This is a genomic window from Methylomicrobium sp. Wu6 (assembly GCF_035916875.1).
GTDB lineage: Bacteria > Pseudomonadota > Gammaproteobacteria > Methylococcales > Methylomonadaceae > Methylomicrobium.
In genome coordinates, this window is sequence record NZ_JAXUHN010000093.1 from 1 (window position 1) to 13936 (window position 13936).

At 57.3% G+C, this 13936-nt stretch carries 14 protein-coding genes and 1 pseudogene; 6 read left to right on the forward strand and 9 right to left on the reverse strand.

The genetic code is table 11. The features are described 5' to 3' along the window. Positions 1–110, forward strand: a pseudogene (locus U2W12_RS17885) (IS630 family transposase); the annotation flags it as partial. A gap of 92 nt (positions 111–202) precedes the next feature. Further along, positions 203–1363 (forward strand): CapA family protein, encoded by a 1161-nt coding sequence (locus U2W12_RS17890; protein ID WP_326502057.1) that lies wholly within the window; start codon positions 203–205, stop codon positions 1361–1363. A 172-nt stretch (positions 1364–1535) separates the two neighbouring features. Here U2W12_RS17890 and U2W12_RS17895 read toward each other — a convergent pair whose 3' ends face one another. From U2W12_RS17895 to U2W12_RS17935, 9 genes are all read right to left on the reverse strand, one after another. Then, on the reverse strand, positions 1536–2351 hold the full coding sequence (locus U2W12_RS17895) for a class III extradiol ring-cleavage dioxygenase (protein ID WP_326502058.1): 816 nt from the start codon (positions 2349–2351) through the stop codon (positions 1536–1538). A 129-nt stretch (positions 2352–2480) separates the two neighbouring features. Continuing rightward, positions 2481–3242 (reverse strand): hydrogenase nickel incorporation protein HypB, encoded by a 762-nt coding sequence (gene hypB, locus U2W12_RS17900; protein WP_326502059.1) that lies wholly within the window; start codon positions 3240–3242, stop codon positions 2481–2483. A gap of 13 nt (positions 3243–3255) precedes the next feature. After that, on the reverse strand, positions 3256–3597 hold the full coding sequence (gene hypA / locus U2W12_RS17905) for a hydrogenase maturation nickel metallochaperone HypA (RefSeq protein ID WP_326502060.1): 342 nt from the start codon (positions 3595–3597) through the stop codon (positions 3256–3258). A 101-nt stretch (positions 3598–3698) separates the two neighbouring features. After that, the gene (locus U2W12_RS17910) at positions 3699–4238 is read right to left on the reverse strand and encodes a hydrogenase maturation protease (protein WP_326502061.1); all 540 of its coding nucleotides are present in this window, start codon (positions 4236–4238) and stop codon (positions 3699–3701) included. After that, on the reverse strand, positions 4231–5727 hold the full coding sequence (locus tag U2W12_RS17915) for a Ni/Fe hydrogenase subunit alpha (RefSeq protein WP_326502062.1): 1497 nt from the start codon (positions 5725–5727) through the stop codon (positions 4231–4233). Before U2W12_RS17915 ends, U2W12_RS17910 begins: the two co-directional genes overlap by 8 nt. A gap of 15 nt (positions 5728–5742) precedes the next feature. Beyond that, a complete protein-coding gene (locus U2W12_RS17920; RefSeq protein WP_326502069.1) occupies positions 5743–5973 on the reverse strand; it encodes a GDCCVxC domain-containing (seleno)protein in 231 nt (76 codons plus the stop codon). Beyond that, entirely contained in the window at positions 5966–6508 is a 543-nt protein-coding gene (locus U2W12_RS17925; protein ID WP_326502063.1) for an NADP oxidoreductase, read from the reverse strand. Before U2W12_RS17925 ends, U2W12_RS17920 begins: the two co-directional genes overlap by 8 nt. Continuing rightward, the gene (locus tag U2W12_RS17930; protein WP_326502064.1) at positions 6498–7268 is read right to left on the reverse strand and encodes a 2Fe-2S iron-sulfur cluster-binding protein; all 771 of its coding nucleotides are present in this window, start codon (positions 7266–7268) and stop codon (positions 6498–6500) included. Before U2W12_RS17930 ends, U2W12_RS17925 begins: the two co-directional genes overlap by 11 nt. Continuing rightward, positions 7261–9048 (reverse strand): NAD(P)H-dependent oxidoreductase subunit E, encoded by a 1788-nt coding sequence (locus tag U2W12_RS17935; protein WP_326502065.1) that lies wholly within the window; start codon positions 9046–9048, stop codon positions 7261–7263. Before U2W12_RS17935 ends, U2W12_RS17930 begins: the two co-directional genes overlap by 8 nt. Before the next feature lie 132 nt (positions 9049–9180). On the opposite strand from U2W12_RS17935, the gene hypF reads away from it, so the two are divergent. The 4 genes from hypF to hypE are packed head-to-tail and all read left to right on the forward strand — an operon-like array spanning position 9181 to position 13786. Beyond that, positions 9181–11406: a carbamoyltransferase HypF gene (hypF, locus tag U2W12_RS17940; protein ID WP_326502070.1), complete on the forward strand. Its 2226-nt coding sequence runs from the start codon at positions 9181–9183 to the stop codon at positions 11404–11406. 4 nt (positions 11407–11410) lie between these two features. Then, on the forward strand, positions 11411–11656 hold the full coding sequence (locus U2W12_RS17945) for a HypC/HybG/HupF family hydrogenase formation chaperone (protein WP_326502066.1): 246 nt from the start codon (positions 11411–11413) through the stop codon (positions 11654–11656). Beyond that, positions 11653–12747 (forward strand): hydrogenase formation protein HypD, encoded by a 1095-nt coding sequence (gene hypD, locus U2W12_RS17950; protein ID WP_326502067.1) that lies wholly within the window; start codon positions 11653–11655, stop codon positions 12745–12747. Before U2W12_RS17945 ends, hypD begins: the two co-directional genes overlap by 4 nt. Beyond that, positions 12740–13786, forward strand: a complete 1047-nt coding sequence (gene hypE, locus U2W12_RS17955) for a hydrogenase expression/formation protein HypE (protein WP_326502068.1) — start codon at positions 12740–12742, stop codon at positions 13784–13786. The genes hypD and hypE overlap by 8 nt, the downstream gene beginning before the upstream one ends. Positions 13787–13936 lie beyond the last annotated feature (150 nt).

Sequence of the window (13936 nt, forward strand, 5' to 3'; positions counted from 1 at the left end):
TGGAGAAATACATTGCTGCCTACAACACGGGAGCGCAACCTTTCGTTTGGAAGAAACGCGAAGTCGTTGGCAGCCAGATCAAAAATACAATCTCTAACTTATGCAATTAGACACTAGAAGAGATTTCCTGAAATTATTCGGGTTCACGGCGGTCGCGCTGGGGATGAATAAGGCGCGTTCGGCAACGGGCAGGAGGGACACGATGCCCGATCAAGGCCATCCACCTCGGACGACTTCTCCTGCTAGCCAGACAATCACGCTGTTTCTGTGCGGCGATGTGATGACCGGCCGAGGGATCGACCAGGTGCTGCCTCACCCTGTTCAGCCGCGGATTTATGAATCTTATCTAACCTCCGCCCTGGGCTATGTGAAGCTCGCGGAGGAAGCCAATGGTCCTATTCCGAAACCGGTCGACTTTGCCTATATCTGGGGGGATGCGCTGGCGGAACTCCGGCGCACGGGTCCCGATGCCCGCATCATCAACCTCGAGACGGCGGTGACGACCAGCACCGAATATTGGCCCGGCAAAGGCATCCATTATCGGATGCATCCGAAGAATATTCCCTGCATTACGGCGGCGAAGATCGACTGCTGCGTGCTGGCCAACAACCATATCCTGGATTGGGGGTATGACGGCTTGACGGAGACTTTAAAGATGTTAGCCGGCGCCCATCTGGAGGCCACGGGGGTGGGACAAAACCTGGCAGAAGCCGAAGCACCGGCGATTATCGAAGTGCCGGGGAAAGGTCGCGTACTGGTGTTCGGTTTCGGCGATGAAAGCAGCGGTATCCCTTCACGATGGAGAGCTCGGAGCGACAAGCCCGGCGTCAACTTGCTGCCGGATTTGTCCGAAAGCACGGTGAGCCGTATCGCCAAGCGGATCTCGGCCCTCAAGCAGCAAGGCGATTGCGTGGTGGCCTCGATACACTGGGGCGGCAACTGGGGTTACAAGATACCGAATGCGCACAGAGAATTTGCGCACCGGCTGATAGACCAGGCCCATGTGGACGTGGTGCATGGCCACTCATCTCACCATCCCATGGGCATCGAAGTCTACCGGGGCAAACCGATTATCTACGGCTGCGGCGACTTTCTGAACGACTATGAGGGAATTTCAGGCTACCAGGAATTCCGCGGCGATCTTTCTCTGATGTATTTTGTGACTCTGGACATGGCGACAGGAAAGCTGGTCAACTTGAAGATGACGCCGATGCAAATCAAACGCTTCCGCTTGAATCATGCCCAATCTAATGATGTTGCCTGGCTGGAGCAAGTCCTGGACAGGGAAAGCCGGTCGCTGGGCGCCAGGATCGAATTGGTCGATAATGGCCGCCTGGCCTTATCAATCAGCAAGCCCGAATGAAACGCGGTGAAATCCGGAAATATCGGAGCCAGATTTACCACGGATTACGCGACACCGAAGAATGACTTTATACCTTGAGGGGTGGGTGGGCGAAACCCTATGAGCATTTCCGTATCACGTGTTGCAGCGAACCCTTCGATGCTTAACCCTCCTTTTTCTTTAGGAAGCCGCTTTACCAGAGATAGGCGCTCGCCTTTTTGCCCATGATTTCAAACCTGAAGACTTGTCCTGCCGGCAACCCAGCGACGCCGTAACAAACATGCAAGGGCAACAGGTGTTCTTCTCTCGGGTGGCAATACCTTGCCGCCGGAGCATTCTCCCAATTCACCAGCCGGCGTTCCCGTTCAGCTTCGCTTATTTCGCGACTGGAGCAGGTAAGGACAAGCCACTGCTCGAAGGCTTCATTCATCGACCGCGCTTCCGGCGTCGATGGCGCAAAAAAAGCCCTGAGATTATGAAACGAAAACCCGGAACCGATAACCAGTATGTTATCGTTTGTCAGCCCCGCTAAAGCCCTGCCGATGCGGATGTGCTCATCTGGCCGTAAACTGTTGACCAGAGACAGTTGCACGCATGGAATAGCCGCCTCCGGGTAGAGAATCTTCAACGGCACGAACAAACCATGATCAAAACCGCACTGCTCATCAAGTTTTGCGTCAAAGCCATGGCTTTGCAGCAAACCGGCTATTTTATTCGCCAGTGCAGGCTCGCCGGGTGCGGGATACGCGATCCGATAAGATTCTTCCGGAAACCCGTAATAATCATAAATCAATCCAGGCGACGCCCCGCCGGTAACGGTCGGCCGGCCTTCTTCCCAGTGCGCGCTGACCACTACAATAGCCGAAGGGCTGCCAAGAAGAGGTGCTATTTCTTTTAGAGCCGCGATCATCTCCCGGTGGGCGCCGTCTCCCAGCAAGGGCAAGGGGCCGCCGCCATGGGAAAGGTATAAGACGGAACCCCGCGAAGCATTTTTTGCTGTGTCATTCATGGTGGTTCCGTTTGTTCTTATAACATTACGAAAAAAGCCAAGGACGGCTGGCATCAAATACTCCTCTGTATTCTGGATGCCAATAGTCCGGCGGTATGACGAACTCCCTGAACTTACTGACGTAGCCCCTTACACAAGCGCTTGCATTTGCTCCAAAAGCCAATCCGTCCAGGCCGAAAAATTTTCGCCCTTGGTCGACGACAGACGAATGATCCGGATATCCGGATTGACCCGTCGCGCGTAATCGCTACAGCGTTCGATGTCGAAATCGACATACGGCAGCAAATCGGTTTTATTGATCAGCATTAAGTCCGCCGCATGGAACATGTCCGGGTATTTCAGCGGCTTGTCGTCGCCTTCGGTCACCGACAGCACCACGACTTTATGCGCCTCGCCCAAATCGAAAGAAGACGGACAGACCAGATTGCCGACATTTTCGATCGCCAACAGGCTGTTATCCTGCACGCCCAGTTCCATCACTGCATGGCCGACGCCGTGCGCATCCAGATGGCAGGCGCGGCCGGTGTTGATCTGTACCGCCGGCGTGCCTGTGGCCCGGATACGGTCGGCGTCGTGTTCGGTCTGCTGGTCACCTTCGATCACGGCGATCGGCACCTGGCCTTTCAGGGCCTTGATCGTTTCGACCAGCAAGGTCGTTTTACCTGCGCCGGGGCTCGAAACCAGGTTCAACGCGAAAATATGATGGTCCTTGAAATACGACCGGTTTTGCATCGCGTACGCATTATTCTTGCCGAGCAGTTCCTGCTCGATCTTGACCATACGCCCCGTATCTGGCTCGTCATGATCATGTTGATGGTGGTGACCCTGGCTCAACACGAATCGATGAGCCTGTTTTGGCTCAGTGGAGCCGCAACCGCATATTCCGCACATAATGATTCCGCAACTAAATGACTATCAAATCTTTAATTTTCATCTCCGCGCCCTGGACGACGTCCACATAAGGACAGCCGCACTCTGCGCAGGGATCGTATAAGGTTTCGATGACCGACTGACGACCGCATTGCCGGCACAGCCCGATCCCGCTCGCTTCGGTGATCACCAGTTCCGCCCCATCGGCCAACGAGCCTTTCATCACCACATCGAAACCGAAGCGCATCGCCTCCGGCTCCACACTGGACAGCTTGCCGATCTCCAGAGTCACCCGGGTAACTTTGGCGAAGTTCTGGCTCTGCGCGTGGCTTTCGAGAATTTCGCGCACGTTTTCGAGCAATGAAAGTTCATGCATGACGACTGCTTCCAAAAAAATCACCCGTGGGAGCTTATCGATTTTCACGGGAATGGCAGTGACTCGCGGGACGGGATTTGCAATCCCGTCCCGCATCGATTTTACGATGCCGATATTCCTATGCATCCCTGAAATCCTGCGGACGGGGCAACATGCCCCGTCCGGCCAGGGAGCAATTGCCGCCAAACCGCAAGATCGGGATTGTCCAATAAGCCCTCGACAAACCGGCAAGCCTGTTGCAGATTTTTCCCGGCATTTCCGCTCACCCCCTCGCCAAGCTCGAACGACTCGCCTTTGATGCCGAGCAGAAAGCACGGGGGCAACGGCTGTTTTTTGATCGACCGGTAAACCGCCATCACCGCCGCGGGACTCATCGCGTGGGTCGTATAACTGCTGTCCAGCGCCGGTTCAAGCTCGGTAAGCTCGAAAGGGTCGGCACAGCTTACCGAAGCGTCCACAAACAGGACCAGTTCCCGATTTTCCAGGTCCAGCGCGTGCTCGATCTGCAATTGAAAATCGGTCAACAGCTCGATTTCGCTCGAATCACAATGCGCCTCGACAAATTCCAGCAGCAAAGGCCCCAACGCATCATCGCCCCGGCTCGGATTGCCGCAGGCCAACAGCAGAACGGGCTTAGGCATTTCGGTCGATTCTGCCGTCATTATGCTTGATCAGTTTATCGACCAGCTGGCCCTCGACATCGATCAACTCAAGCTGCAGCGGCATCTTGCCCACCGCATGGGTGGCGCAGGACAGACACGGATCGTAGGCGCGTATCGCGACTTCCAGGTTGTTCAACAGCGGTTCGGTCAGTTCGCGGCCGGACAGATACGTCGCCGCCACCTGCCGCACCGACTCGTTCATCGCCATGTTGTTGCTGGTGGTCGAGACGATCAGATTGGCCTTGGTCACGATGTCGTTTTCATCGACCTGATAATGGTGGAACAGCGTGCCGCGCGGCGCCTCGATTACGCCGATGCCTTCGAAGCGTTTTTCGCCCTGGGTAACCAAATCTTGCCCGATGATGTCAGGATCGTGCAGCAATATCTTGATGCTTTCGGCGCAATGCAAAAGTTCGATCAGACGCGCCCAGTGAAACGCCAGGGTGCTGTGCACCATCGCTTCATTGCTGTGCGCCTTGAACTCCAGGCGCGCCGCCTCGGCCATCGGCGTATCGATGAAGTCGCAGTTATTGACCCGTGCCAACGGGCCGACGCGGTACCAGCCATTTTCCTTGCCGAGGGACAACAGATAGGGAAACTTCATGTACGACCAGGAGCGGACTTCTTCGTGAATCGCCTCGTTATAACGGCAATAGTCGAAATGATCCAGAATCGTTTCGCCTTGATCGTTTTTCGCGCGAATACCGCCGTGGTACAGCTCCAGCGCGCCGTTCGGCTGGATCAGGCCCAGATAATTGCTGCGTATCGTCGCGAACTCGTCGTAAAAAGGCAAGCTGGAGCAATGCACCTTTTTGATCAGCGCGACCGAATCCGCCGCCCATCGAATCATCTGATCGACATCTTCCAGTAAATAATCGCGCTCGGCCTTGGTCAGCGACTTGTTCATGCCGCCGGCGATCGCGCCGGTGCCGTGAATGCGCTTGCCCGACACCATCCGGATCACTTCCTGGCCGTACTTGCGCAGCTTGACGCCCTGCAGGCCGATGTCGGGATAGGCGTTCAACACCGCGATGATGTTGCGCTTGCCGATGTCGCTTTCGAAGCCGAACAGCAAGTCCGGGCTGGACAGATGAAAGAAATGCAGCGCATGCGACTGCAGGACCTGGCCGAAATGCAGCAGGCGTCTTAATTTGGTTGCGCTGGGTGTCAGATTGTCAGGATCGACGCCGACCAGCTGGTCGATCGCCTTGGCGGCGGCCAGATGATGGCTAACCGGGCAGATACCGCACAAACGCTGCACCAGCACCGGCAACTCCCAGTAAGGCCGCCCCTGGATGAAGCGCTCGAAACCGCGGAATTCGACAATATGCAGCCTCGCCTGCCTGACCTGGTTGTTTTCGTCGAGCAATAGCGTAACCTTGCCGTGGCCTTCGACGCGCGAGACTGGATCGACGGCGACGCGTTTCAGATTTTCGCTGTTCTCGGCGGTTTCTAAATGTTCGTACATAGACTTCTCTAATATTTAACTAGAACAACAGGTATCGCCCAATTGTTTCGGCGGGCAGGCAACCGTTCCATATGAACAAAAGACGCAGCAATCGCCCTGCTTAGGTTTTAATAAAGCCTGGCAATTCGTACATGGGTAAAAATAAATACAGGAATCGGTCGGCATGATTTCCTGTTTTTCAAATCCGCACTCGGGACATGTCAGCACCGATGTCAATACAGGTTTCGTCGCTGATCGCTTAATCATAATGCACCAGCTCATAAGACAGCGACGGCTCACGCCCTTCCAGCAAATCGGTCAAGAATTTCCAGAACACATCCGCCGACGGCGGGCAGCCGGGCAGGAAATAATCGATCTTGACCACTTCATGCACCGGCCGCACCTTGTCCAGCAACAACGGCAGCTCGGGATCGCTCGGAATCTGCGGATTCTCGACGCCGATGCCGTCCAGATAGGCTTCCTGCAGGCATTCTTCGAGCGGGATGAAGTTGCGCAAGGCCGGCAGGCCGCCGTTGATCGCGCAGGCGCCGACCGCGACCAGGATCTTGCAGTTCTTGCGGAACTCGCGCAGCACATGCACGTTTTCGGAGTTGCAGACGCCGCCTTCGATCAGGCCGATGTCGCAATTCGTGCAGTGTTCGATGTCGGTGATTGGCGAGCGGTCGAATTCGACGACTTCGGCCAGTTGCAGCATACGCTCGTCGATGTCGAGGAAGGACATGTGGCAGCCGAAGCAGCCCGCCAACGAGGTGGTGGCGACGCGAATTTTTTTAGCGGTCATGATCGTCTCCCTCGGTTCCGACTGCCAGGGATGGCGAGAGTGCCGCAATCGGTAGGGAACCGGATGCGGCAAGGCTGACTTCATCGATCTCTCTATGGTCATACACACGCTCACCGATCGGCACCGTGTAGCCGGTGCGTTTGATCAGAATCGCGCCGGTCGGGCAGATATTGGCGGCCTGATCGGTCGCCTCGAGATCGGTGTCTTTCAACAGGCCGCTTTCGGCGTTCACGATCAAATGCTTGTTGATGCCGCGGCCGCTGATCGCGAACACGTCCTTGCCGTCTTTTTCCCGGCTCGCGCGCACGCACAGCGTGCAGAAGATGCAGCGGTTATGGTCGATCAATACGTCCGGATGCGAGGCGTCCATGTTCCGTTTCGCGTAAAAATGCGGAAAACGATTGTCGAGCATGTTCAGATGATAGGCGACCGCCTGCAACTGGCAGTTGCCGGTTTTTTCGCAGCCGGGACAGAGATGGTTACCCTCGACGAACAGCATCTGGGTGATCCGCCGCCGGTCGGCATTCAGCTCCTCGCTGTGGTTTTGGACATCCTGGCCTTCTGCCGCCGGGAAAGTGCAGGCCGAGCAGATTCGGCCGTTGACCCTGACGTTGCAGAGCTTGCAGCTGCCGTGCGGCGTATAGTCCGAATGATGGCAGAGATGCGGAATGTAGACGCCCGCCGCGGTCGCGGCCTCCATGATCGTTTGCCCCTCGGTGAAAGGGATGGCCTTGCCGTCGATCGTGATCGTTTTACTCATGTTCTGCCGCCGTTTGTTGCAAATGCGCCGCCGCATCGCTGCGGTTCGCCATGCGCCGCGCGGTTTCGAGCGCGCCGTCGAGATCGAAGCCCGGTTCGTAACTGATTTTCTTCAAGCGGCTTTGATAGAGCTCGGGATAACGTTCCAATGTCGTCAACACCGGGTTCGCGGCCGTTTGCCCGAGGCCGCAATGGCTGTTGGTCTTGATCAGGCGGCAAATTTCTTCCAGAGCGACCACGTCGCCAGCCGAGCCGTGGCCGCCTGTGATCTTGTCGAGCTGATTCCGCAGCAGCGATGTGCCGACCCGGCAAGGCGTGCAGAAGCCGCAGCTTTCATGCGCGAAGAAATGGGTGAAATTGTGTGCGATAGCGAGAATGTCGCGGCTATGGTTAAAGACGATGAACGAGCCTCCGGTGGCCAGATCCTCGAACGCCAGCTTGCGGTCGAATTCCTGGTCGGAAATGAAGGTTCCGGAAGGCCCGCCGACCTGCACGCCGAACACGTCGCTCGCGCCGCAGTCATCCAGAATGGTGCGGACCGTCGTGCCGAACGGGTATTCGTAAATTCCGGGTCTGGCGCAATCGCCGCTGATGCTCAAAATCTTGCTGCCTTGCGACTTTTCGGTGCCGCAGGCCGCAAACCAGTCGCCGCCATGCACCGCGATCGCGGACGCCGCAAAGAAGGTTTCGACGTTATTCACGACCGTGGGCCTTCCGAGATAGCCGCTGGTGACCGGATACGGCGGGCGGTTGCGCGGGATGCCGCTTTTGCCTTCCAAGGATTCGATCAGGGCCGATTCCTCGCCGCAAATATAGGCACCCGCGCCGAGGCGGATTTCGATGTCGAAATCGACTGTCCCGCCCAAAATCCCCGTTCCGAGCAGTCCGGCCGCGCGGCGCGCAGCCAGAACGGCTTGCAGTTTATCGTAAAGATGCAGATATTCGCCGCGCAAATACAGAAAACCCTGCTTCGCGCCGATGATCGCGGCGCACAGGGTCATGCCTTCGAACACCTGATCCGCGAACGAATTCAGCAGCACCCGGTCCTTGAAGGTGCCGGGCTCCCCCTCGTCCGCATTGCACACCACATAGCGTTCGGTTTGCTGTTCTTCGGCGCAGAAGCGCCATTTCATTGCGGTCTTGAAGCCTGCGCCGCCCCGCCCGCGCAGGCCCGACTTGTCGATTTCTGTCAGGGTTTCCTTCAAGCCTCTGGCGATCGCCGCCTTCAATGCTTCGCCTTGCTCAACCGGGCTGTCCAGCAATAAACCCGACTTCTGGATATTGTCATCGACATTAAAAAATTCCGCCGGCCATTCCTCCAGAGGAATTTCCCCGTCAATCAGTTCGGCGATTTGGTCGATCCGGCTCCGGTCGAGACGGGTCAAGACGTAGCCGTTGACCAGCCCTGCCGGCCCCTGGTCGCACATGCCGGTGCAGGAAGTGTTGTCCAGACTCACCACGCCGTCGTCTCGGACTGCGCCGACCGCAACGCCCAGTTTACCCGCCAGATAAGCCATCAACTCCTGCTTGCCCAGCATATGGTCGGTGATCGAATCGCTGATCAGCAGTTCATAACGGCCCTTGGGATCAGTCGAGAAAAAACTGTAGAATTCGGTGGCGTCGATGATTCGGGTTCGCGGGATGCGCAAGGCTTCGGCCAGCAGTTCGACCGCATCGGCCGGAATATGATGGTAGCGGGCCTGAACCGCTCTTAACATTTCCAGCAAGTGCGTCGGCCGAAAATCGTGTTTTGCTGCAAGACTCTGAATGAACTGTCGCATGGGGACTGCCTGGCTGGGTCTGATTTTAAAACGGTTATTTATTTTTTATCCAAGATCGCGGTTAAATAGTATTAATATCCGGTTATTAGTTCAACAGGTTTCAAAATTATTACCGAGCATCTTGTCATTACGATTACAGGCTATGTCCAGGGCGTGGGCATGCGGCCGTTTATCGCCCGCCTTGCGGGGCTGTGCCGGCAAAACGGCTGGGTCGCCAATACCGCCGAGGGGCTGACGATTGCGATCGAAGGCGAGCCCGACTTGCAGCAACAACTTCTTGAGAGCCTGCGCAGCCAGTTGCCGCCGCTGGCCAGCATCGTCTCGATCACGGTCGACAAGCAGCCGCCCGCGAATTACCGCGATTTTCAGATCAAAGCCAGCACTGTCGAAGGCGGCAAATCGGCCTACGTCTTGCCCGACATCGCGGCCTGCGCGGAGTGCATCAACGATATATTCAATCCCGACAGCCGCTTTTACCGCTATCCGTTCACCAGCTGCACGGACTGCGGCCCGCGTTACAGCATCATGCAGAGCCTGCCTTACGACCGGGAGCGCTCGGCGATGGCCGGCTTCGCCCTATGCGCGGACTGCGCCCGCGATTACCGGTCTGCCGACAACCGGCGCTTCCACGCGCAAACGCTCGCCTGCCCGAACTGCGGGCCGGTCTTGAGCCTGCTCGACCCGGCTGGCAGGCATTTGCCCGCGCATGACGAGGCCTTGCACGCCGGGATCGATTACTTACGGGAAGGAAAGATTATCGCAATCAAGGGCATCGGCGGCTTTCAGCTCTGGGTAGACGCGGCCAATCAGGCTGCGATCGAACGCCTGCGCTTTAGAAAACACCGTCCGCAAAAACCGTTTGCGCTGATGGTGGCCGATTTGGCGGTGGCCCGAGAATTATGTGCGATCAACGATCTTGAACAGCAGGCACTGGCTTCAACCGCCGCGCCGATCGTGCTGCTGAAAAGACGGGAAGGCGCGCCGGTCGCAGATGCGGCAGCGCCCGGCACCGACCTGCTCGGCGTGATGCTGGCCTACGCGCCGCTGCATCATTTGCTGCTGCGCGAATTCGGCGCTCCGGTCGTCGCGACCAGCGGCAACCGAGAGGACGAACCGATCTGCATTGACAACGATCAGGCCTTAGGCCGGCTTTCCGGCATCGCCGATGTGTTTCTGACCCATGACCGGCCGATCCTACGCCCCTTGGACGATTCGATTGTCCGGATGATAGGCGATAAAATGACAGTGCTGCGCCGCGCCAGGGGTTACGCTCCCTTGCCCGTCATGCTGAAATCGGCGCTGCCCGATGCGCTGGCGGTCGGCGGCCATTTAAAAAACACGATCGCCATCTGTCATGACCGGCAAATGATCCTGAGCCCGCATATTGGCGATCTCGACTGCGAAGCCTCGCAACGGCAATGCGAAGCCACGTTAGCCGATCTTCAACAGTTTTATCGGATCAAGCCTGAGAGAGTGATGCGCGATCTGCACGACGCTTACGGCAGCAGCCAGTTTGCGGAACGGCAATTGCAGCCGGCGGTAATCGGCAAAGTGCAGCATCATTACGCGCACATCCTGGCCTGCATGGCCGAACACGGTTTGGAACCGCCTTTGCTCGGCGTCGCCTGGGACGGCAACGGTCTCGGCGACGACCGCACGCTCTGGGGCGGCGAGTTTCTACGGATTCACAACCACGGTTTTGTGCGTTTTGCCCATTTCCGTCCATTTTCATTGCCCGGCGGCGGCAAAGCGATACAGGAGCCCAGGCGTTCCGCGCTGGGATTGCTTCACGAAATCTATCGTGAGCGCGTATTCGACCTGAACTTGCTGCCTTTTTCCGAATCTGAATTGCAGTTTATGCGCCCGGCCTTGGCGAAACAGATCAACTGTCCGCGCACCACCAGCGCGGGCCGCCTGTTCGATGCGGTCGCCAGCCTGCTGGGGCTTTGCCAGGTAAGTCAATACGAGGGCCAGGCGGCGATGGCGCTGGAAAGCTATGCGGCGAGAAGCGAATACGACGGATCTTATCCCTTCCGGATCATCGCCGGTGAGCCGCTGGTTATCGACTGGCAAGACACAGTCGAGCATCTTTTGGCTTACATCCCTGAACACAATGCTGAATTGATAGCTAAAAAATTCCATAATACGCTGGCTGAGATGATCCTGGCCGTGGCCCGGCGCGCCGGGGAGCAGACCATTGTGTTGAGCGGCGGCTGTTTCCAGAATGCCTGCCTAGTCGAAAAGGCTGAGAGCAAACTGACAAACGCCGGCTTCCAGGTGTTCCGGCACCAAAAAATACCCCCGAACGACGGTGGCCTGGCGCTCGGGCAACTGTATGCAGCAAAATATATCGGATAAATCTATGTGCCTAGCCGTTCCCGGATGCATCATCAACCTTTCAAACGCAAGCGACCCCTTGGCGCGCACCGGCCGGATCGATTTTTCCGGCGTGATCAGGGAGATCAGCCTGGCCTATGTTCCGGAAGCGAAGGTCGGCGATTACGTGATCGTCCATGCCGGATTCGCGCTCTCGGTGCTGGACGAGGAAGAAGCCCAAGCCAGCCTTCAGGCTTTTCGAGTGCTGGACGCGACGAGTGAAGACTCATGAAATATCTGCAAGAATACCGCGACCCCGCCACCGCCAAAAAGCTGGTCGCGGCGATCAAATCGACCGCGAGCCAACCCTGGAAAATCATGGAAGTCTGCGGCGGACAAACCCATAGCGCGCTCAAATACGGCATTGACCAGTTGCTGGACGGCGCGGTCGAATTGATCCACGGCCCCGGTTGCCCGGTCTGCGTCACTCCGATCGAATACATCGACAAGGCGCTGGCGATTGCGCAGACGCCAGGAGTGATATTCTGTTCCTTCGGCGATATGTTGCGCGTCCCCGGTTCCCAAAGCGACCTGCTCGGCGTGAAGGCGCAAGGAGCCGATATCCGCATCGTCTATTCGCCCCTGGATGCGCTGGCCCTGGCGCGACAAAACCCGGACCGACAGGTGGTATTTTTCGGCGTGGGTTTTGAAACCACCGCGCCGGCCACCGCTTTGGCGGCCTATCAGGCCAGGCAATTGCACCTCGAAAACTTTACGCTGCTGGTTTGCCATGTTCGCGTGCCGCCGGTGATCGAAGCGCTGCTGAACTCCCCCGGCAACACCGTGCAGGGCTTTCTCGGAGCCGGGCATGTGTGTTCGATCATGGGTACCCCTGAATATCTGCCGATTGTCGCGCGCTACAAGATTCCCATCGTGATCACCGGTTTCGAGCCGGTCGATCTGCTGCAAGGGCTCTATATGACCGTCAAACAACTGGAAGAGGGCCGCTTTGAAGTCGAGAACGAATACAGCCGGGTCGTGAAAGCACAAGGCAACCTGCCCGCCCAAGCCTTGCTGCAAAAGGTATTCGATACCGTCGACCGCAGCTGGCGAGGGCTAGGCCCTATCGCCAAGAGCGGTTTGGCGTTAAACGCCGAATACCGCGACTGGAACGCCGAACATCGGTTTCTGGTCGCAGGCATCGCCACACGGGAATCCGCCCTCTGCCGGAGCGGTGCGGTGTTGCAGGGCCTGATCAAGCCGCCCCAATGCCCCGAGTTCGGCACCCGCTGCACCCCCGAACAACCGTTGGGTGCGACCATGGTGTCCTCCGAAGGCGCTTGCGCCGCCTATTTCCATTACCGCGGCCATCCTCGTGTCTGAACTCGAATTGAACTGCCCGCTGCCTCTGCAATACGATCGAATCGTGATGGCGCACGGCGGTGGCGGCCGCCTGATGCAGCAATTGCTGGACACCCTGATCCAGCCGGTGTTCAGCAATCCGCTGCTGGACCAGAAACACGATAGCGCGGTATTCGCCATCAACGGCTCCAAAATCGCCTTCACGACCGATTCGTATGTGGTCAAGCCGCTGTTTTTTCCCGGCGGCGACATCGGCAAGCTGGCCGTCTGCGGCACCGTGAACGATCTGGCGATGAGCGGTGCCAGGCCATTGTATTTAAGCTGTGCGCTGATCATCGAGGAAGGTTTCCCGATCGAGGACCTGCAACGCATCATGGAATCGATGCGGCGCGCCGCCGAGCAGGCGGGCGTGCTGATCGTGACCGGCGACACCAAGGTCGTAGAAAAGGGCAAAGGCGACGGCGTCTTCATCAATACAGCCGGCATCGGCCTCGTCGACAATACTATTGATATTATCCCAAGCCGCATCCAAGCAGGCGACAGCATTCTGCTGAACAGCGATCTGGCCCGGCATGGCATCGCGGTGATGCTGGAACGCGAAGGCTTGAATTTCGAGCACCAAATCGAAAGCGATTGCGCCGACCTTTCCGGACTCGTCAGGGAATTGCTGGCGGCCGGAATCGACATCCATTGCCTGCGCGACCTGACACGCGGCGGCCTGGCTGCCGCGTTGATAGAACTGGCCGCAACGGCGCGGCAGCACATCGAAATTAGCGAAGCCGCACTGCCAATTAATAGCAATGTCAAAAGCGCCTGCGAGATTTTAGGTTTCGACCCGGTCTATATCGCCAATGAAGGCGCATTTATCGCATTCGTTCCCGAGGCCCAGACAGAACAAGCCTTGTCCGTTTTGCGGAGGCATCCGCTTGGCCGACAGGCATGCCGCATAGGCGAGGTTAAATCGACACATCTTCGCGGCATGGTCACGCTGGAAAACGTCATGGGCGTCAGCCGGATTATGGACTTATTTAACGGCGAGCAATTACCTAGAATCTGCTGATTGCTGAATTTCTTTACGACTAAAAGTCCTGTATAAGTGTCTCGCAGAAAGTTGATTGGCGTTAAACTAAAAGCTTTTTAGAACCAGCAGGAAACAGAGTTGGCAAGGGTTGCCCGATTAGAACTATCAGAAAACGATGACGCATGTTTG

Bases quoted from the DNA above. Each gene is read 5' to 3' on its own strand.
- U2W12_RS17890 (WP_326502057.1), top strand. From the start codon at position 203: ATGCCCGATCAAGGCCATCCACCTCGGACGACTTCTCCTGCTAGCCAG.
- U2W12_RS17895 (WP_326502058.1), bottom strand. From the start codon at position 2,351: ATGAATGACACAGCAAAAAATGCTTCGCGGGGTTCCGTCTTATACCTT.
- hypB (WP_326502059.1), bottom strand. From the start codon at position 3,242: ATGTGCGGAATATGCGGTTGCGGCTCCACTGAGCCAAAACAGGCTCAT.
- hypA (WP_326502060.1), bottom strand. From the start codon at position 3,597: ATGCATGAACTTTCATTGCTCGAAAACGTGCGCGAAATTCTCGAAAGC.
- U2W12_RS17910 (WP_326502061.1), bottom strand. From the start codon at position 4,238: ATGCCTAAGCCCGTTCTGCTGTTGGCCTGCGGCAATCCGAGCCGGGGC.
- U2W12_RS17915 (WP_326502062.1), bottom strand. From the start codon at position 5,727: ATGTACGAACATTTAGAAACCGCCGAGAACAGCGAAAATCTGAAACGC.
- U2W12_RS17920 (WP_326502069.1), bottom strand. From the start codon at position 5,973: ATGATTAAGCGATCAGCGACGAAACCTGTATTGACATCGGTGCTGACA.
- U2W12_RS17925 (WP_326502063.1), bottom strand. From the start codon at position 6,508: ATGACCGCTAAAAAAATTCGCGTCGCCACCACCTCGTTGGCGGGCTGC.
- U2W12_RS17930 (WP_326502064.1), bottom strand. From the start codon at position 7,268: ATGAGTAAAACGATCACGATCGACGGCAAGGCCATCCCTTTCACCGAG.
- U2W12_RS17935 (WP_326502065.1), bottom strand. From the start codon at position 9,048: ATGCGACAGTTCATTCAGAGTCTTGCAGCAAAACACGATTTTCGGCCG.
- U2W12_RS17945 (WP_326502066.1), top strand. From the start codon at position 11,411: ATGTGCCTAGCCGTTCCCGGATGCATCATCAACCTTTCAAACGCAAGC.
- hypD (WP_326502067.1), top strand. From the start codon at position 11,653: ATGAAATATCTGCAAGAATACCGCGACCCCGCCACCGCCAAAAAGCTG.